Source organism: Serinicoccus profundi, from assembly GCF_008001015.1.
In the GTDB taxonomy this organism is placed as follows: Bacteria; Actinomycetota; Actinomycetes; order Actinomycetales; family Dermatophilaceae; genus Ornithinicoccus; species Ornithinicoccus profundi.
In genome coordinates this window covers 1,663,298-1,680,376 of the sequence record NZ_CP042862.1, presented here as the reverse complement: position 1 = coordinate 1,680,376, position 17,079 = coordinate 1,663,298, and the positions used below count along the sequence as shown (strand labels likewise).

General features: G+C 71.8%; 19 protein-coding genes. 8 read left to right on the top strand and 11 right to left on the bottom strand.

The annotated features are described in order from the left end of the window. The first annotated feature begins 32 nt into the window (after nt 1–32). Entirely contained in the window at nt 33–428 is a 396-nt protein-coding gene (locus FA582_RS07730; protein ID WP_010146092.1) for a cupin domain-containing protein, read from the top strand. Nucleotides 429–627: 199 nt separating this feature from the next. Here the strand turns inward: FA582_RS07730 and FA582_RS07725 are convergent, their stop codons facing one another. The 3 genes from FA582_RS07725 to FA582_RS07715 all read right to left on the bottom strand — a co-directional run bounded on the left by FA582_RS07725 (nt 628) and on the right by FA582_RS07715 (nt 3,094). Beyond that, the gene (locus FA582_RS07725) at nt 628–1,515 is read right to left on the bottom strand and encodes a hypothetical protein (RefSeq protein WP_010146091.1); all 888 of its coding nucleotides are present in this window, start codon (nt 1,513–1,515) and stop codon (nt 628–630) included. Between the two features lie 167 nt (nt 1,516–1,682). Beyond that, nucleotides 1,683–2,261 (bottom strand): hypothetical protein, encoded by a 579-nt coding sequence (locus tag FA582_RS07720; protein ID WP_141567437.1) that lies wholly within the window; start codon nt 2,259–2,261, stop codon nt 1,683–1,685. Between the two features lie 119 nt (nt 2,262–2,380). Beyond that, entirely contained in the window at nt 2,381–3,094 is a 714-nt protein-coding gene (locus tag FA582_RS07715) for an alpha/beta fold hydrolase (protein WP_010146089.1), read from the bottom strand. Nucleotides 3,095–3,193: 99 nt separating this feature from the next. Here FA582_RS07715 and FA582_RS07710 point away from each other — a divergent pair, with 99 nt between their 5' ends. The 4 genes from FA582_RS07710 (at nt 3,194) to FA582_RS07695 (ending at nt 5,714) form a co-directional block, all read left to right on the top strand. Then, nucleotides 3,194–3,592, top strand: a complete 399-nt coding sequence (locus FA582_RS07710) for an HIT family protein (RefSeq protein WP_010146088.1) — start codon at nt 3,194–3,196, stop codon at nt 3,590–3,592. After that, nucleotides 3,589–4,104 carry a DoxX family membrane protein gene (locus tag FA582_RS07705; RefSeq protein ID WP_010146087.1) on the top strand — a complete coding sequence of 172 codons (516 nt, stop codon included), beginning with the start codon at nt 3,589–3,591 and terminating at the stop codon, nt 4,102–4,104. The genes FA582_RS07710 and FA582_RS07705 overlap by 4 nt, the downstream gene beginning before the upstream one ends. Nucleotides 4,105–4,133: 29 nt before the next feature. After that, nucleotides 4,134–5,282 (top strand): methyltransferase domain-containing protein, encoded by a 1,149-nt coding sequence (locus FA582_RS07700; protein WP_010146086.1) that lies wholly within the window; start codon nt 4,134–4,136, stop codon nt 5,280–5,282. A gap of 105 nt (nt 5,283–5,387) precedes the next feature. After that, nucleotides 5,388–5,714, top strand: coding sequence for a hypothetical protein (locus FA582_RS07695; RefSeq protein WP_010146085.1), 327 nt, complete (start codon nt 5,388–5,390; stop codon nt 5,712–5,714). Between the two features lie 10 nt (nt 5,715–5,724). On the opposite strand, the gene FA582_RS07690 is transcribed toward FA582_RS07695, so the two are convergent. Together FA582_RS07690 and FA582_RS07685 are read right to left on the bottom strand one after the other, a co-directional pair. Beyond that, nucleotides 5,725–6,333 carry a rhodanese-like domain-containing protein gene (locus FA582_RS07690; protein ID WP_010146084.1) on the bottom strand — a complete coding sequence of 203 codons (609 nt, stop codon included), beginning with the start codon at nt 6,331–6,333 and terminating at the stop codon, nt 5,725–5,727. Between the two features lie 53 nt (nt 6,334–6,386). After that, a complete protein-coding gene (locus FA582_RS07685; protein ID WP_010146083.1) occupies nt 6,387–7,742 on the bottom strand; it encodes an MBL fold metallo-hydrolase in 1,356 nt (451 codons plus the stop codon). A gap of 101 nt (nt 7,743–7,843) precedes the next feature. Here FA582_RS07685 and FA582_RS07680 point away from each other — a divergent pair, with 101 nt between their 5' ends. Continuing rightward, on the top strand, nt 7,844–8,101 hold the full coding sequence (locus FA582_RS07680) for a metal-sensitive transcriptional regulator (protein ID WP_010146082.1): 258 nt from the start codon (nt 7,844–7,846) through the stop codon (nt 8,099–8,101). A gap of 18 nt (nt 8,102–8,119) precedes the next feature. Here FA582_RS07680 and FA582_RS07675 read toward each other — a convergent pair whose 3' ends face one another. The 3 genes from FA582_RS07675 to FA582_RS07665 all read right to left on the bottom strand — a co-directional run bounded on the left by FA582_RS07675 (nt 8,120) and on the right by FA582_RS07665 (nt 10,732). Continuing rightward, the gene (locus FA582_RS07675; protein WP_010146081.1) at nt 8,120–8,740 is read right to left on the bottom strand and encodes an L-threonylcarbamoyladenylate synthase; all 621 of its coding nucleotides are present in this window, start codon (nt 8,738–8,740) and stop codon (nt 8,120–8,122) included. A 128-nt stretch (nt 8,741–8,868) separates the two neighbouring features. Then, a complete protein-coding gene (locus FA582_RS07670) occupies nt 8,869–9,687 on the bottom strand; it encodes an alpha/beta fold hydrolase (RefSeq protein ID WP_010146080.1) in 819 nt (272 codons plus the stop codon). 37 nt (nt 9,688–9,724) lie between these two features. Beyond that, nucleotides 9,725–10,732, bottom strand: a complete 1,008-nt coding sequence (locus FA582_RS07665) for a GNAT family N-acetyltransferase (protein WP_010146079.1) — start codon at nt 10,730–10,732, stop codon at nt 9,725–9,727. A 72-nt stretch (nt 10,733–10,804) separates the two neighbouring features. Here FA582_RS07665 and FA582_RS07660 point away from each other — a divergent pair, with 72 nt between their 5' ends. Continuing rightward, nucleotides 10,805–11,428 (top strand): DUF421 domain-containing protein, encoded by a 624-nt coding sequence (locus FA582_RS07660; RefSeq protein WP_010146078.1) that lies wholly within the window; start codon nt 10,805–10,807, stop codon nt 11,426–11,428. Between the two features lie 33 nt (nt 11,429–11,461). Here the strand turns inward: FA582_RS07660 and FA582_RS07655 are convergent, their stop codons facing one another. Further along, the gene (locus FA582_RS07655) at nt 11,462–11,893 is read right to left on the bottom strand and encodes an OsmC family protein (RefSeq protein ID WP_010146077.1); all 432 of its coding nucleotides are present in this window, start codon (nt 11,891–11,893) and stop codon (nt 11,462–11,464) included. Nucleotides 11,894–11,911: 18 nt separating this feature from the next. Here FA582_RS07655 and FA582_RS07650 point away from each other — a divergent pair, with 18 nt between their 5' ends. Further along, a complete protein-coding gene (locus tag FA582_RS07650; protein ID WP_010146076.1) occupies nt 11,912–12,541 on the top strand; it encodes a histidine phosphatase family protein in 630 nt (209 codons plus the stop codon). Here the strand turns inward: FA582_RS07650 and FA582_RS07645 are convergent. Both FA582_RS07645 and gcvP read right to left on the bottom strand, forming a co-directional pair. Beyond that, nucleotides 12,538–14,061, bottom strand: a complete 1,524-nt coding sequence (locus FA582_RS07645) for a glutamate-cysteine ligase family protein (RefSeq protein WP_238705470.1) — start codon at nt 14,059–14,061, stop codon at nt 12,538–12,540. The genes FA582_RS07650 and FA582_RS07645 overlap by 4 nt on opposite strands. 82 nt (nt 14,062–14,143) lie before the next feature. Beyond that, on the bottom strand, nt 14,144–17,044 hold the full coding sequence (gene gcvP / locus FA582_RS07640) for an aminomethyl-transferring glycine dehydrogenase (protein ID WP_029540315.1): 2,901 nt from the start codon (nt 17,042–17,044) through the stop codon (nt 14,144–14,146). Between the last annotated feature and the right edge of the window lie 35 nt (nt 17,045–17,079).

The following is a 17,079-nucleotide window of genomic DNA, read 5'->3' as shown; positions in this document are numbered from 1 at the left end:
ACAGACCGCTCGTCACGGGGTCGAATGGGGCTATGGACGAGCGAGCCGCGGTGCCGTGCCGCCGGATCCCCGACGGTGCGTTGGAGCCGGCCGACCCGACGCCGGGCATGAGCCGACAGATGGCCGAGCACTCCGAGGGGATGTGGACCGGGACCGTCGACACCGAGCCGGGCGCGGTCACCGGGTGGCACCACCACGGCGATCACGAGACCACGCTCTACATCGTGTCCGGGACGTTCCGGCTGGAGTCCGGGCCCGGCGGCGCCGAGGTGGTCGAGGCCAGGCCGGGCGACTTCGTCCGGGTGCCTGCCGGTGCGGTGCACCGCGAGTCCAACCCGGGGCGCCAGCCGTCGCGGGCGGTCATCGTGCGCTGCGGCTCCGGTGCACCCACGGTCAACGTCGACGGACCCGCGGTGGACAGGGCCTGAGAAACTGCGCGAGTGCAGGGGTTGTGTCGCCAGAAGTGCCGCTGCGCCGACATACCCGGTGCAGTCGCGGCTCTCACGGCAGAACCGACTACCCACATCGCCGATAAGTCACATTATGTCAAGTAAACGGTGTTCGAGGAGGGCGGCCCACTCCTCCGGACCCTCCGGCACCGACCGGGAGCGCCTCGACTGCTGCGGGTCAGCGCCCGCGCCGTTGCCGGTCGACGAGGACCGCGGCATCGACCGGCGCCATGCCGCGCACGAGATCCACCGCCTCGTCCTCGGCCCAGGGCTCGCGGCCAGGCTGGCTCTGGTCGGACGCCCGCAGGTGGCTGTCACCGAGGTCGCGGAAGAGGACCCAGTGCTCGCCGCCCGCCTGCCGGTAGACGCTGAGCCCGTCGCCGAGGTCGGTGCACGGCTGCAGCCCGCTGGCCGTGCAGCCTCCTCCCCCGCGCCGCAGGGTGACGTCGAGGTATGCCGCGTCGGGTGACTCTCCGCGTGCCAGGGTGTATCGGACGAGGTCGTCGGACGCGGTGAGGGTGGTCACCCGGAGGTCTGCGGGGTTCTCCGGCGCGATGAGCGGCACGTCCACCGCCTCGATCTCGGCGATCTCGCTCGCTCGCTCGCGGCGATCCAGCATCCACCACGACCCCGCGAACAGCACAGCGGCAGCGGTCAGCGTCGCGACGCCCCGGACCCACCGGCGAGGCCGGCCCTCGGCCTGGTGCCGGCTGTCCGTCCCCTGCTCGCGCACCGCCGTGAGCGCGGCGATCACCGGCGCCAGCGCGCACAGGACGATCCCGAGCCCCTGTGCCAGGTGACCGAGCAGCGCACCCACGCCGACGAGGATGAGGGTCGTCGGGAGCCACCACCAGTGCAGCACCCGTGCCGCGAGCAGCGCCGCGGCCAGGGCTCCGAGCAGAGCACCGACGAGCGCGCCGCCGAACGGGTAGGTGAGGCACTCCAGGCCTCGCTCGCACGGGACGAGCGCGCCGAGCCAGAAGCCGACCGCTCCGAGGGCGAGGGCCAGGGCGTACCAGGCGACCAGCGCCTGGAGGATGGTGCGCGGGCGCCCTATACCGGGCACGGAGCCCCTTCGCAGCAGGGCCGGATCCAGCCGCAGCCGTCACAGCGCTCGTGCGAGGTCTCCCACCGCATGAGGGTGCCGCAGCTCGGGCAGGGTTCGGTCAGGTCTGCCATGGGCCCAGTGTGTCAACCACCCCACCGGGCCCACGGCAGCCACGCCGCCATCGGTCAGGAGGTGGCAGCGGCCGCGAAGTCGTCGGCGAAGGTCACGAGGACGTCCAGCAGATCACCGTTGGCCGTCATCGTGATGACCCCGCCCTCGATCTGCTGGTAGCAGACGGCCGAGGTGCCGCCGGAGTTCAGTCCGCAGCTCCCGGTGCCCGCCTCGGTGTTGTCGGTCTCGATCTCGGCGAGGAGGTCCTCGTAGGGCGAGGCGAGCACATTGGTGTCGACCGTGACGTACTCCCCCGTCTCCATGTCGTAGATCATCGCGGGACCGCTGTCGTCGCTGAGGGTGAACTCCCCCACCGTCTCCGGCGGCGCGTCGATGACGCCCGCGGGCAGGGTGTCGACCGCTGCCGCGTCACCCGAGTCCTCGGACTCCGCCGCCGTGGTCTCCGCGGCCGTGTCCTCGGTGGTCTCCTCCTCGGTGGTCTCCTCCTCCGTGGGCTCCTGCGCCGCCTCGGCGGAGGGCGACTCCTCCATCGCCGCGTCGTCCGAGGCCGAGTCATCACCCCCGCACGCAGACAGCGTCAACGCCAGAGCGGCGGCGACCGCGACACCAGATCCGTACCTACGCATAGCCATGAACCGAAATCCTCCCCAGTCGGAAAACATCCTGTGGCCACTGCAGCCACACCGTCACTCTAGACACATCTGCGCGTGCCAGCCATACGGAAGTGCACGTCACATACCCGGTGGGGGCATCAGTCGGCCGCCACCCCCGCGAGGAGCGAGGCAAGCTCCTCGGGCCGGGACCACATGGGCCAATGCCCCGTCGGCAGGTCGACGTAGGTCAGGGCGCGGTAGTCCGGCAGCGCCTTGAGGAAGCCCACGCCCTGCTCGGCGTAGGACCGGAACTCAGCGGAGGGGAAGGTGGTGCACACCACGGTCGAAGGCACGTCGTGCCGGGCGTCGTCGGTGAGCGAGACCGGTGTGCTCACCACCGGGCCGGGCTCGGGCACCGCACGCTCGCGGAAGGTCGCGAGCTGCTCGTCGGTGAGGTCGCGCATCGAGCCCTCGGCGAGCTCGTCGTCGTAGCGGTCCTCCAGGCGCAGCACCTCGGACGAGAAGTCAGGGTCCATCGCGGAACCATCCGCGGAGGGCGCGGTGTCGACCCAGACGACGTGGTCGACGAGCTCGGGGCGCTGGTCGATGACGAGCGTGCCCGGGATGGCCGCGCCGCTGTGGACGGCCAGCACCCGCCGGTGCGCCGACGGGTCGAGGGCCGCGATGATCGCGTCGGCCTGGTCCTGCGGCGTCACGACCGCGCGGTTCGGGTCGTCGTGACCCCGGCCGGGCAGGGTCAGTGCACTCACGGCATACCCCTGTCCGGAGAGGGACCGGGCGACCTCCTCCCAGGCCCACTCCCCCAACCAGAACCCGGGCACCAGCACGATCTGTGTCTTCTCAGCTGTCATGAGGACATCGTGTCATCGGAGGCGGACACATACCGTCCGGTATGCCGCTGCCGTCGCGCGTCCGCCCCTCGCCGCGCGCAGGCTGGCTACCCTGGGCAGATGCCGAGCATCTTCAGCAGGATCATCGAGGGCGACATCCCCGGCCACGTGGTGTGGAGCGACGAGGTCTGCGCGGCATTCCTCGACATCGAGCCCCTCACGCCCGGGCACGCCCTCGTCGTGCCCCGCGCGGAGGTCGACCACTGGCTCGACCTCGACGCGGACACCGTGGCGCACCTCATGACCGTCGCGGCAACCATCGGTCGCGCCCAGCAGCAGGTCTTCGGCTCCGAGCGCGTCGGTCTCATCGTCCAGGGGTTCGAGGTCCCGCACGCCCACGTGCACGTCTTCCCCACCTCGGACCCGGGCGACTTCGACCTCACCCGCAAGGGTCCCCGCGCCCAGGACGACCTGGCAGCGGACGCGGCCGCCCTGCGCGGGGCCCTCGCCGAGGGATGACGTCCCCCGAGCACGACGACGCCTCCGACTACCACCGCGAGGTCGATGATCGCTGGGACGACGGGTATGCCCTCACCGGACCACTCGAGGCGCACGGACGGGGCCTGGACTTCGGTCTGCTCCTCCTGCGACTGTCCGTCCTCCCCCTGGTCGCTCACGGGGTCAGGGCCGCCACCGACATGCCCGCGTTCACCGCGCAGGTGTCCGACACCTTCCTGGGCGCGCAGGCGCCGGACGTCGTCGCCTGGGCCGTGATGATCGCCCTGGTGGGGCTCCCGGTGCTCGTCGTGGTGGGGTTGTTCACCCGCCCCGCCGGCTTCCTGCTGGCCGCCCTCATGGCCACCATCTGGACCACGGCGATCTACCTTCGGCAGGACTTCCAGCTCGTGGGCGCCGACGGCGGGCTCACCGGCGAGAACGCCCTGCTCTACCTCGGCCTCAGCCTCCCGCTCGCCTTCACCGGCGCCGGTCGCCTGTCGGTCGACAGCCTGCGCACCGCCGGACGACCGTGACGGCGCCGCCGCTCCCCTAGGCTGGCGCGGTGCAGTGCGACTACTTCGACGCCGGGGTCTGCCGCTCCTGCCGGCTCATGGGCCAGGACTACGCCGAGCAGCTGCGCCGCAAGCAGACCACCGTCGCCCAGGTGCTCGCGCCGTGGGTGGAGGCCCCGCAGTGGGCGCCAGCGGTGGCGAGCCGTGAGTCGGGCTTCCGCAACAAGGCCAAGCTCGTCGTCGGAGGACGCAAGGGCGCACCGACCGTCGGCATCCTCGACACCGAGGCCAGGGGCGTAGACCTGCGCCACTGCGGCCTCTACGAACCCGGTCTGCACCGGGCCGTGCTCGACCTCGCCGACCGGTTGCCCACCTCCGGCCTCACGCCCTACGACGTCCCGACCCGGCAGGGCGAGCTCAAGCACGTGCTGCTCACCCACTCCCCGGACGGCGACCTCATGGCCCGGTTCGTGCTGCGCTCCCCTGGACAGCGTCGCCGTGTGGAGGACCTCCTCACCACCCTGTGCGACAGCGCCGACACCCCACGCCTCACCGTCGCGAGCCTCAACCTCCACCCCGAGCACACCGCCCGGCTCGAGGGGTCGCAGGAGGAGCTGCTCACCGAGGAGTCCACGCTGTCCATGGCGGTGGGGACGCTGCGTCTGCACCTGGGCCGACGCAGCTTCTTCCAGACCAACACGCCGGTGGCGACCGAGCTCTACCGCCAGGTCACCGAGTGGGTGCGGGAGATCGGGCCGACCGCCGTCTGGGACCTCTACTGCGGTGTCGGGGGCTTCGCCCTGCACCTGGCCGCCCCCGGACGGGCGGTGACCGGCGTGGAGGTGTCCGACGAGGCGATCCGCAGCGCGCTGCGCACCCGGGCCGAGCTACCGGTCGAGCACGCGGCGGGTCTGTCCTTCGTCGCCGCGGACGCCACCCGGTATGCCCTGACGAGCGATCCGCGGGCCCGACCCGATCTCGCGGTGGTGAACCCGCCGCGGCGCGGCATCGGTGAGGAACTCGCCGGCTGGCTGGACACCTCGGGCATCAGCCACGTCGTCTACTCCAGCTGCTCCGCCGCGAGCCTGGCCCGAGACCTCGCCCGGATGCCCGCCTACCAGGTGGTCGCCGCCCGGCTCTTCGACATGTTCCCGCAGACGGACCACCACGAGGTGGCGGTGCTCCTCCGCCGCCGCTGAGCGGGATGCGGGGCGCGGCCCTGCGGGTCGCCGGGGTCAGGAAGGGGCACCTCTGCCATGATGGAGGCTCCGCGACATCCCCGACGACGAGGAAGTGCCAGAGCCATGCCCAACACCTTCGAGGCCGTGTCCCACTCAGGCCACGAGCGCAGCACGGCCTTCCTCCCGGTCGAGCAGCCGAACGACCGGCTCGAGGACTACATGGAGCGCTCGCAGCTGCACCGCGGCTCCCTGCGCGAGCAGGACGGCTACACCGTCCCGTTCCGCGACGGCGGACAGGTCCGGATCACCGTGCGTGAGGGCGACGCAGAACCCGCCGGCCTGCTCTTCGAGGTCGACGCACCCACCACGGAGCGGCGCGACTACATCGAGGGCGAGGTCGCCAGCGAGCTCGGCGACGGCGCCGACAGCCTCACCTGGGAGCGCGGCTGACGCTCAGCCGTCAGGCGTTCTGACCTCGCGAGGACAGACCTGCCAGGGCACTCTCCAGCTGTCGACGACCACCTCGGTTCCACGGCATCCGCATCAGCCCTGCGCCCATCGCGCAGGTGTTGCTCACCGCGGCGAAGGTCAGCCCGCCGCCGATCCCGGCAGCCACCCACTTGGCCTGCGGCACGAGCGTGCTGGTCAGCACCGAGCCCAGGACGATGCTGCCGGCGACGAGCCGCACCTGACGCTCGAGATCCCACGGGCCGGAAGTCTCCCGCACCTCCCCTCCGGAGGCGGTCCAGGACTGCATCCCGCCGGTGAGCACGTGCATACCCTCGGTGCCGGTGCGGGCCAGCGCCTGCCCGGCGGCGCTGGCCCGGGCGCCGGACCGGCAGATGAGGACGACGGCGTCGTGGTCGTCGAGGTGGTCGGCGACGGACCGCGCGTGCTCGGTGAGCGTCGCGAGCGGGATGTTGTAGGAGCCCGGAACGTGCCCGGCGGCGAACTCGCCGGGCGTGCGCACGTCGAGGACGCGCGGGGCCGAGTCACCGGCGAGCCACTCCTGCAGCTCGGCGGCGCTGACCTCGACGGGGTGGGTGGTGCGCAGGGGCGCACTGGTCATGGGGATTCGCTCCTCGTGAGGGAAAGGGTGGTCGACGACGGACGTGGTCGACCTCAGGACGGGGTGACCGGGAGACCGGACTCGCGGGCGTGGTCGAAGCTGTCGTCGACGGCGACCGTCGTCCGGCCCTGAGCGGCCACGACCGAGGCCGCCACCGACGCACGGTAGCCGCCGGCGCAGTGGACCCACACCTCGCCCCCCGGCACCTCGCCGATCCGCCCGACCAGCTGGCCCAGCGGGATGTTGAGCGCACCCTCTATGTGGCCCGCCGCGAACTCCTTGGGGTTGCGGACGTCGAGGATCGACACCTGGCGGTGATGGCGGACCTGGGCGAGGTCGCCGAAGGTCGCCTGCTCGAGGGTGGCGAGCTCGCCGTCGGTCCAGCCGGCGGGCTCACCGGTGTTGTGCCCGGCCAGCTCATCGATGCCGATCCGGACGAGCTCGCGCTGGGCCTGGCTGATCTGCTCCGGGCTCTCGCCGAGCAGGGTGAGCGGTGTCCCCCAGGGGATCACCCAGCCCAGCCAGGTCGAGAACTGCCCGTCGAGACCGATGTTGACCGTCCCCGGGACGTGCCCGGCGGAGTAGGCCTGACGCGTCCGCAGGTCGACGACCCACTCCCCCGCCTGCAGCCGTCGCCGGAGCACCTCCTGGTCCGCCTTCTCCGGCAGCTCCAGGCTGATCTCCTCCGGCCCCTTGGCGTTGGCCGGACCCATGTGCGCGTAGTAGGCGGGGTAGAGGTCGAGGGCGTCGAGGGTCTCCCGGACGTAGTCCTCGACGTACTGCCGGAGCACCGGGTTCTGGGCCTTCTCCGTGCCGATCGTGGAGCCATCGCCCTCCGCCTGGGTGGCCGAGCAGAACGAGCCGAAGCCGTGGGTAGGCATGACCTGCGTCGCCTCGGGCAGCTCCTCGGCCAGGCGGTGCGCGGAGGCGTGCTGGTGCCGGGCGAGCGTCTCGGCGTGGTCCTGCCCGAGAAGGTCCGGCCGGCCGGTGGAGCCGAAGAGGAGGGAGCCACCGGTGAAGACGTAGGGGTGCTCACCCTCCAGCGCGTAGGACAGATGGGTGAACGTGTGCCCCGGCGTGTGGATCGCCCGCAGTCTCAGCGCGTCGGAGATCTCGACCACGTCGCCGTCGCTGACGGCCGCGCGCTCGAAGCCCACCTCGTCGTCGGCGTTGACGTGATAGGCCGCCCCCGTCTGCCGGGCGAGCTGGTAGCCACCGGTGACGTAGTCGTTGTGCAGGTGCGTCTCGAAGACATGGGTGATCCGGACACCTTCCTGCGCGGCCAGGGCCAGGACCCGGTCGATGTCGCGCTGCGGGTCGACGACGAAAGCGACCTCACCGTCGTGGACGAGGTAGCTGCGGTCGCCGAGGGAGGTGGTCTCGATCGGCAGAACCGTGGGGGCGTTCATCGCTGCTCCTTCATCGTGGGATGCGCTCGTGCGGCACTTCTTGGATACCCCCTAGGGTATACCACGTGACCGCGCCATGCCCCCAGGGGTATCCTGGAAAGGTGGAACTCGCCCCGGAGACCGTCAAGCCCTCCATCACCCGCCTGCGCCGCGCCCACGGGCAGCTCGCCGCGGTGATCCGCATGCTCGAGGAGGGTCGTGACTGCGAGGACGTCGTCACCCAGCTCGCGGCGGTGAGCAAGGCCCTGGATCGCGCCGGCTACAGCATCATCGCCACCGGCCTGCGGCAGTGCCTCGTCGAGGAGGACGGCGACGTCGACCTCGCCAAGATGGAGAAGCTCTTCCTCTCCCTCGCCTGAGCGACCTGCCACGGTGCGTCACTGGAAGGGCGCGGGGTCTCCCGATCCGACGCGCAGGACCTCGGCATACCCCTCCGACAGGTCCACCACGGTGGTCGGCTCGCAGCCGGTCTGGTCCCCGTCGACGACGACGTCGACCTGGTGGTCCAGCCGCTCCTTGACCTCCCAGCCGTAGCCGAGCGGCTCCTCTTCACCCGGCATGAGCAGGGTGCTGGTAAGCAGCGGCTCCCCCATCTCCGAGAGCAGCGCACGACAGATCGGGTCGGCCGGTATGCGCACCCCGACGGTCTTCTTCTTCGGGTGCAGCAGGCGCCGTGGCACCTCCCTGGTGGCGGGGAGGATGAAGGTGTAGCACCCGGGGATCGCGGCCTTGACCGCTCGGAACACCGCGTTGTCCAGCTGCACGAACTGCCCGAGCTGGGCGAAATCGGCGCACATGAGGGTGAAGTGGTGCCGCTCGTCGACCTGGCGGATGGCCACGATCCGGGCCTTGGCGTCCGGGTCGTCGAGGTGGGCGCCCAGGCTGTAGCAGGCGTCGGTCGGGAAGGCCGCCAGCCCTCCCTCGCGCAGCACCTGCGCCACCTGCTGGATCAGCCGCGGCTGCGGGTCGACGGGGTGGATGTCGAGAAAACGTGCCATGCCCGACCATAACCACCGAGCGCCGCAGATGGTCACCCACGGGCCCACCGAGCGCCGCAGATGGTCGCCCCCGGGGCCACCGAGCGCCGCAGATGGTCGCCCTCAGCCCCACCGAGCGCCGCAGATGGTCAGCGGGCGCGCAGGAAGTGCCGCAATGTGGCGGTGAAGGCCGCCGGTTGCTCGGAGTGCACCCAGTGGCCGGCCCCCTTGATGGTCACCTGCACCGTGCGCGGGAAGAGCTCGCGCATCGGCCCCTCGTGAGCGGTGGTGACGTAGGGCGACTCGCTGCCGGCGATCCACAGCACCGGCCCGTCGAAGGTGCGTCCCTCGTGCGGGACGTCCCCGGTGATCGTGCCGAGGTCGCGCAGCAGCACCTCGAGGTGGGGCTGCCACCCGAAGGCGTGGGTCTGCGGATCGCGACGGAGGTTCTGCAGCAGGAAACCTCGCAACATCCGTGAGTCCACCGCAGCGGCCAGCTCGGCGTCCGCCTGCCCGTGCGAGGTGATGGCGTCGAGGTCGATCGCCAGCAACGAGGAGATGAGGTGCTCGAACTCCCCCACCTCCCCTGCCCCGGTCGGGCTGATGTCCACCACGACGAGCCGGTCGACGAGTGCAGGCGTCTCCAGGGCGGCCGTCATCGCGGTCTTGCCGCCCATCGAGTGCCCGACCAGGTGCACGGGCCCGTCGGTCGCGAGGGTCTCCAACTGCTGGACGAGCAGGGCTGACGCGCTGGCGTAGTCGATGCGCTCGGTCCACGGCGAGGCGCCGTGGTCGGGCATGTCTAGCAGCACGCAGCGGAAGTCCGGCTGCAGCGCCTTGGCGATCCCGGTGAAGTTGCGCCCCCGGCCCAGCAGGCCGTGGCAGAAGACGACGGTCGGCCCGCTGTCGCCGATGACGGTCTGGGCCAGTGGCCCCAGGCTTCCCGACGCTGCAGACGTGTCGCTCACCGCCCGAGACTAACCTCCGGCTCGCGCACCCGTCCGGCTACCCCGCGTCCGGCGCCGGCTCGGGACCAGAACCGGGCACCGGGCGGCGCATCGCCGCCGTGGTGTGCTTGAGCCGGAAGCCCAACCGGTCGTAGAGCCGGGTGGCGCCGGTGAGGCTCTCGGAGTCGACGTCGAGCTCGATGACGTCGAAGTCTCCGGTCGCGGCCACGACCGCGATGGTGCGGGCGAGGGCGGCTGCCGCGAGGCCGCGCCCGCGAGCGCTCGGGACCGTCCCGACGATGTTGACGTAGGACTCCCGCTCGACCCACTGACCGACGAGGATGTAGGCCAGCACCTGGCCGTCCTCCTCCCCGCCGACCCCGCGGGCGAGGGTCGACAACGCCGGCCGCGAGCTGCGGGAGACCCAGTGCTCGTGCCAGCGCTCGGGATCGATCTGCCCCGAGCCCCAGTGGTCGCGGAAGGCTGCGTTGTGCGCGATCCGCACCGCCTCCTCGTCCTCGGGCCTCGGCGTCACGAGCTCGATCCCCTCGATCTCGGGCGCCTCCGGGACGTCGTCCAGACCACGGGTGAGGAAGTTGTAGTAGCGGACGATGGCATAGCCGCGATCGTGGAGCAGGTCGCGCACCGGCGCCCCTGGCAGCTCCCCGCCCGCCGCGAGGTAGGCGGACACGCCCGGGTGGCGCTCACGCAGCAGCTCGACCCCGCGCGCCTCGGCAGCGTCGAACAGCGCCGTGCCGAGCCCGCGGCGGCGGTGCTCGGCGTGCACCCCGCCCCCGAGGTAGGCGCGGGCCTGCCCCTCGTTGTCCGGCGTGGTCGGCACGACGACGGTGGCGACGGCGATCAGCCGCTCACCGGCCCAGACCGCCCAGGTGTCCCGCTCCGGGTCGTGCCCGGGGCTGGCGAGCTCCTCGGCGAGGTCCTCGGCGCTGACGAACTCCTCGGTGCGGTCGACGACGGCGAGGTGGTTGACCAACTCCGCCCACGCGTCGAGGTCCGCCGGGGTCAGCGTCGCCCAGCGGTATGCCGTCGTCTCGGTGGTGCTCATGGGTCCAGCCTGCCGCACGGCACCGACGGACCACCACTGGTTTGTCGGGTGCCGTCTGCCACCATGTCTGCCATGCGCGACCTGTGGCACTACATCGGAATCACCCCCGCCGGGGCGATCGCCGTCGTGCTCAGCACCGTGACGATCTACTTCGTCTTCGGCGCGGTCCTGCGGCTGTGGGGCCAACGCCTCTACTCCAGCCCCCGCAGCCTCGACCTGGCCATCGTGACCGTCCTCGGCGCCATCGTCGGCCGCTCCACGATGGGGCACGTGCCGACGCTCAGCGGGGGTCTCATCGCGCTCGGCACCCTGGCCACGCTGGAGGTGCTCTTCCGCAACCTGCGCCGGCTGCCGCTGCCCCAGCTGGACGGCCAGTCCCGAGCCCGCGCCGTGGTCCTCGTGGTGGCCGGCAAGGTGCAGAACGACACCATGCGCAGCTACGGCCTCACCACCACCATGCTCTGGAGCTCGTTGCGCCAGGCCGGGGTCAGCCACCTCACCCAGGTCGCCCTCGTCGTCCTCGAGCCCAACGGGCGCATCTCCGTGGTCCGCGCCGGGCAGGCCATCCACCCTCGCGCACTGCTCGGGGTCAAGGGCGCCCACCGGGTGCAGGAGCAGCTGCGGGACGCCGGCCACCTGCACACCGGGCCGGCCGAGCAGCCGCGCCCCGCCCACCCCTCGAAGCCGCCGCCGTGACCACACCGGCGCGGGGCATACCGAGGGCCGGGCTCAGCTGATCTCGAAGTCGACCGGGGTGGGCAGCGCGACCGTGCGGGACACCGTGCACAGTCGGTCGCGGGACTTCGCGACCGCCTCGGGCAGCCGCTCGCGGGCCGCGTCACCCTCCGCACCGTCGGGGAAGTTCACCTGCACGGTCACCGTCACGGGCCCGAGGTGGTTGCCCTCCTCGTCGCGCACCTTCTCCGCGCCCGCGCCGATCTCGAAGGACGTCGGCTCCGCCTTGCGGGAGGTCAGCAGGTCGATGTCGATCCCGGAGCACCCGGCGACCGCCACGAGCAGCAGCTCGACCGGGGAGAAGGCCCCGCCGTCGTCACCGGCACCCATGCCGACCGGGATCGTGCCGCCCCGGGCGTTGCGTGCCTCGAAGTGACCGGGGCCGGTGCGGGTCAGGGACACGGAGCGGTATGCGTCGTCAGCCATGCCGGTAGTGTGCCAGGGATGAGTGACGCGACGAGCCAGACCGAGATCCCCGGCCCTGCGATCCCGCCCCACCGGCTCGTCCTCATCCGGCACGGCGAGACCGAGTGGTCCCGGTCGGGTCAGCACACCGGTCTGACCGACCTGCCCCTGCTGCCCGAGGGAGAGCGTGCGGCCGCCGGGCTCACCGACGTGCTGGCCGGGCGTTCCTTCTCCCACGTGCGGTGCTCACCGATGCAGCGCGCCCGCGACACGGCGCGACTCGCCGGGCTCCGCGTCGACGAGATCGACGAGGACCTCCGCGAGTGGGACTACGGCGGCTACGAGGGCCGCAGCACACCGGAGATCCGGCGCGAGCTGGGCTACCGGTGGAATGTCTTCCACCACGGGGTCGTGCCCGGCGACACCCCGGGCGAGACCGTGGAGCAGGTGGCCGGGCGGGCCAGCGTCGTGCTGGAGCGCGTGTGGCCCCACCTCTTCGAGGGTGACGTCGCCCTCGTGGGGCACGGCCACGCGTTGCGGATCCTCACCAGCGTCTACCTCCGTCAGGCCCCGAGGTTCGGTCAGCACCTGACCTTCGAGGTGGGTGCCGTCGCGATCCTGGGCCACCACCGCGAGCAGCCCACGATCGAGGCCTGGAACCACCGCTAGGCCGAGCGCTCCTCCGCCACGGGGGGCTGACCGGTCCTCGCCTCGACCGTGGGGACGTCCCAGGTATGCACCGGGATGTTCTCCTCGGAGTGGTCGAGGTAGTGGCCGAACATCGCGCGCAGCGCCTCGTGCCGGGAGTAGCCCGCGGCCTCGTAGGCCTCGGTCACCGCGACCTGCCAGCTCGCACCGTTGGTGGCCGCACGGCAGCGCCCCTCGATGATCGACAGGTAGTGGCTGCGGACCTCGCGGCGCAGCCCCAGCGCGGCCAGGCCGTCGTCGGCGACCGACAACAGGTGGTCGGCGATGAGGTCGACCGCCGGCAGGGTGCCGAGCCCCGGCCACGCCTGGGTCGCCTCGATGCCGTGCTTGGCCGCCTCCCGGAAGTTGCGGTCGGCGTCGGCGAAGGTCATCTTCGTCCAGATCGGGCGTCCGCTCGTGGTGAAGGACTCCAGCAGCCCGTAGTAGAAGCACGCGTTGGCGACCGTGTCGACGGCCGTCGGCCCGGCCGGCAGCACGCGGTTCTCCACCCGCAGGTGCGGCACGCCCTGGGTCATGTCGTAGATCGGCCGGTTCCAGCGCCATACCGTGCCGTTGTGCAGCTTGAGGTCGGACAGCTTCGGCACCCCGCCCGAGGCGAGCACCGCCTTGGCATCCTCGTCCGAGGTCTCCGGCAGCAACGCCGGGAAGGACCGGACGTTCTCCTCGAAGAGGTCGAAGATCGAGGTGATCCAGGTGCGGCCGAAGTAGGCCCGGGGACGCACTCCCTGGTGCTTGAGCTCGATGGAGCGGGTGTCGGTCATCTGGGTGAACAGCGGGATCCGGGTCTCGGCCCACAGCCGCTTGCCGAACAGGTAGGGCGAGTTGGCGCCGACCGCGATCTGCAGGCTCGAGATCACGGTGGCGGCGTTCCAGTAGACCGGGAAGTCCAGCGGGGTCACCTGCTGGTGCAGCTGCACCGAGGTGCACCCGGACAGCGGCCCGATGGTGTCGTGGTAGCTCTGGACCCGCTCACCCGTCGCGCCCTCGATGTCCAGCTCGAAGCCCTCCCCGCGCTCCCGGATCAGGGAGTCGTTGAGGGCGGTGTAGCGCACGCCGTCGGACAGCCACGGCTGGTCGAAGAGCTCGGCCTCCAGCGTCGGGACGATGCCGACCGAGGCGACGCGGCACTGGTGACCGCGGGCCGCATCGCCCGCCCGGCGCATCGACTGTGCCAGCCACCGCTCCAGACGCACCGCCTGGTCACCGGCCATCGGCCGCGGCGGCACGTTGAGCTCGATGTTGTAGCGGCCGACCTCGGTCTGGAAGTCGACCTCACCGATGTCGGCCAGCACCTCGCGGTTGCGCAGCGCCGGGTCCAGGGACTCCTCGTCGACGAGGTTGAGCTCGATCTCCAGGCCCATCTGCGGCCGGGTGAAGTCGAACCTGCTGCCCTCGAGCATCTGCTCGAAGCAGTCCAGGTCGTCGCGGACCTTGGCACGGAACGCCAGCCGCTGCTCACGCGTGAACTCGCTGTGACTCACCTCTTGGCCCATGCGCTGAATCCTCACACAATGTGGGCCGCTCCACCACTACCGGAGCCCTGCGGGGCGCAGACCCCGTGGCTCAGTCCTCGAAGGCCTCCGGCGGCGGGCAGGAGCAGACGAGGTTGCGGTCGCCGTAGACCCCGTCGATGCGGCGCACCGGCGGCCAGTACTTCCGGTCCGGGTCGACGCCCTCGGGGTAGGCCGCACGCATCCGGTCGTAGGAGGCCTCCCACTCCCCCGCGAGCGACAGCGCGGTATGCGGGGCGCCGCGCAGGGCGCTCGCCTCGACACCACCCTCGCTCGCGGCCGCCTCGTCCATCTCCCGGCGGATGGCGATCATGGCGTCGATGAAGCGGTCGATCTCCCCGAGGTCCTCCGACTCGGTCGGCTCCACCATGAGGGTGCCCGCGACGGGGAAGGACATCGTCGGGGCGTGGAAGCCGTAGTCGATGAGCCGCTTGGCGACGTCGTCGACGCTCACGCCGGTGGTCTTGGTCAGACCTCGCAGGTCGAGGATGCACTCGTGCGCGACGAGACCCTCATCACCGGTGTAGAGGACCGGGAAGTGCTCGTGCAGCCGCCGGGCGACGTAGTTGGCCGACAGCACCGCGACCTGGCCGGACCGGGTCAGCCCCTCGCCGCCCATGAGCCGGATGTAGGCCCACGGGATCTGCAGGATCCCGGCGGATCCGAAGGGCGCGGCGGAGATGGGGCCGGGACCGGTCTCGGGTCCGGCCTGCGGGTCCAGCGGGTGGTTCGGCAGGTAGGGGGCCAGGTGCTCGCGGACCCCGACGGGCCCGACACCCGGGCCACCCCCGCCGTGCGGGATGGTGAAGGTCTTGTGCAGGTTGAGGTGGCTGACGTCGCCGCCGAACTCCCCCGGCTTGGCGATGCCGAGCAGGGCGTTGAGGTTGGCGCCGTCGACGTAGACCTGACCGCCGGCCTCGTGGACGAGCTCGCACAGCTCGGTGATGGTGTCCTCGTAGACGCCGTGCGTGGAGGGATAGGTCACCATGATCGCCGCGAGCTGGTCGCGATGGGTGTCGATCTTGGCGCGCAGGTCCTCGAGGTCGATCTCACCGGTGCCGGTGCTCTTGACGACGACCACCTTGAGCCCGGCCATCACCGCGCTCGCGGCGTTGGTGCCGTGCGCGCTGGCCGGGATGAGGCAGACGGTGCGCTCCGCGTCGCCGTTGGCCAGGTGATAGCGGCGGATCGCGAGCAGGCCCGCGAACTCCCCCTGGGCACCGGCGTTGGGCTGCAGCGAGACGGTGTCGTAGCCGGTGATCTCCTCCAGCCAGCCGCAGAGCTGGGCGATGAGCTCGCGGTAGCCCTCGCTCTGGTCGGCCGGGGCGAAGGGGTGCAGCGACCCGAACTCCGGCCAGGTGACCGACTCCATGGTCGTGGTGGGGTTGAGCTTCATCGTGCAGGACCCGAGCGGGATCATGCCGCGGTCCAGCGCGTAGTCCCTGTCGGCGAGGGAGCGCAGGTAGCGCAGCAGGGCGGTCTCGCTGCGGTGGCTGGAGAACACCGGGTGGGTGAGGTATGCCTCGTCCCCGGCGCGCGCGAGGTCGCCGGCGTCGGCGTCGGCGCGGTCCTCGGCGGACTCCGCGAGCCCGTCGAGGGTCATCGTGTCCGGGTCGGCGCCGAAGGACTCGGCCACCGCCCGCAGGTCCGCGGTGGTGGTGAGCTCGTCGACGGACAGCAGGACGGTGTCGTCGTCGACCCGCCACAGGTTGATGCCGCGCTCGAGCGCCGCGGCGAGCACCTGCCCGGCCCGCCCGGGCACCCGCACGCTCAGGGTGTCGAAGAACCGGTCACCCGCGAGCTCGAGACCGGCGCCGGTCAGCGCCTCGGCCAGGGCGGCGGCCTGGGCGTGGACACGTGCCGCGATCCGCCGCAGCCCGTCCGGGCCGTGCCACACGGCATACATCGAAGCCATGACGGCGAGCAGCACCTGGGCGGTGCAGATGTTGGACGTCGCCTTCTCCCGGCGGATGTGCTGCTCCCGGGTCTGCAGCGCGAGGCGGTAGGCCTGCTTGCCGTCGACGTCCTTGGACACGCCCACCAGTCGTCCGGGCAGGGTGCGCTCCAGGCCCTCGCGCACGGCGAGGTAGCCCGCGTGCGGTCCGCCGAAGCCGAGCGGCACGCCGAAGCGCTGCGTCGTGCCGACTGCGACGTCCGCGCCCCACCGGCTCGGCGGGGCGATGAGGGTGAGGGCGAGGAGGTCGGCCGCGGCCGTCACGAGGGCGCCCGCCTCGTGGGCGGCGTCGGTGAGGGCGGCGAAGTCGCGGATGAGGCCGTCGGCGCCGGGGTACTGCACCAGCACGCCGAAGACGTCGCGGTCACCGGCGGCGGCCCGGAGGCTGTCGACGTCGGTGACCGCGGTGACGTCGGCGGTGACGACCTCCCAGCCGACCGCCTCCGCCCGGGCGCGCACGACGGCCTCGGACTGCGGCAGGAGGTGCTCGTCCACCAGGAGCACGGCGTCCTGCGCCACCTTGCTGCTGCGCCGCATGAGGGCCATGGCCTCGGCGGCCGCGGTGCCCTCGTCGAGCATGGACGCACCGGCGACGGCCAGACCGGTGAGGTCGGTGACCACGGTCTGGAAGTTGAGCAGCGCCTCCAGCCGGCCCTGGGAGATCTCGGGCTGGTACGGTGTGTAGGCGGTGTACCAGGCGGGGTTCTCCAGGATGTTGCGCAGCACCACCGGCGGCGTCTGGGTGCCGTAGTAGCCCAGGCCGATCATCGGGGTGACGACGGTGTTGCGGGCGGCCAGGGCGCGCAGCTCGGCGATGACCGCCTGCTCGCTGTCGGCCGCCTCGATCGCGAGCGGTGCCGCACCGCGGATCCCCTCCGGGGTGGCGGCCTCGACGAGGGCCTCCAGGCTGTCGTAGCCGACCACCTCGAGCATCCGGTCGACGTCCTCCTGGCGGGGACCGACATGGCGGGCGACGAATTCTGGCGTGGGGTGGCTCATGGACGTACGGCTCCTTCGGGCTCGGGCCTGCGCTG

What these genes read in the sequence shown, in the direction of transcription:
- FA582_RS07730 (WP_010146092.1), top strand. Translation starts at nt 33, where the DNA reads ATGGACGAGCGAGCCGCGGTGCCGTGCCGCCGGATCCCCGACGGTGCG.
- FA582_RS07720 (WP_141567437.1), bottom strand. Translation starts at nt 2,261, where the DNA reads ATGGCTATGCGTAGGTACGGATCTGGTGTCGCGGTCGCCGCCGCTCTG.
- FA582_RS07715 (WP_010146089.1), bottom strand. Translation starts at nt 3,094, where the DNA reads ATGACAGCTGAGAAGACACAGATCGTGCTGGTGCCCGGGTTCTGGTTG.
- FA582_RS07710 (WP_010146088.1), top strand. Translation starts at nt 3,194, where the DNA reads ATGCCGAGCATCTTCAGCAGGATCATCGAGGGCGACATCCCCGGCCAC.
- FA582_RS07705 (WP_010146087.1), top strand. Translation starts at nt 3,589, where the DNA reads ATGACGTCCCCCGAGCACGACGACGCCTCCGACTACCACCGCGAGGTC.
- FA582_RS07695 (WP_010146085.1), top strand. Translation starts at nt 5,388, where the DNA reads ATGCCCAACACCTTCGAGGCCGTGTCCCACTCAGGCCACGAGCGCAGC.
- FA582_RS07690 (WP_010146084.1), bottom strand. Translation starts at nt 6,333, where the DNA reads ATGACCAGTGCGCCCCTGCGCACCACCCACCCCGTCGAGGTCAGCGCC.
- FA582_RS07685 (WP_010146083.1), bottom strand. Translation starts at nt 7,742, where the DNA reads ATGAACGCCCCCACGGTTCTGCCGATCGAGACCACCTCCCTCGGCGAC.
- FA582_RS07675 (WP_010146081.1), bottom strand. Translation starts at nt 8,740, where the DNA reads ATGGCACGTTTTCTCGACATCCACCCCGTCGACCCGCAGCCGCGGCTG.
- FA582_RS07665 (WP_010146079.1), bottom strand. Translation starts at nt 10,732, where the DNA reads ATGAGCACCACCGAGACGACGGCATACCGCTGGGCGACGCTGACCCCG.
- FA582_RS07660 (WP_010146078.1), top strand. Translation starts at nt 10,805, where the DNA reads ATGCGCGACCTGTGGCACTACATCGGAATCACCCCCGCCGGGGCGATC.
- FA582_RS07655 (WP_010146077.1), bottom strand. Translation starts at nt 11,893, where the DNA reads ATGGCTGACGACGCATACCGCTCCGTGTCCCTGACCCGCACCGGCCCC.
- FA582_RS07650 (WP_010146076.1), top strand. Translation starts at nt 11,912, where the DNA reads ATGAGTGACGCGACGAGCCAGACCGAGATCCCCGGCCCTGCGATCCCG.
- gcvP (WP_029540315.1), bottom strand. Translation starts at nt 17,044, where the DNA reads ATGAGCCACCCCACGCCAGAATTCGTCGCCCGCCATGTCGGTCCCCGC.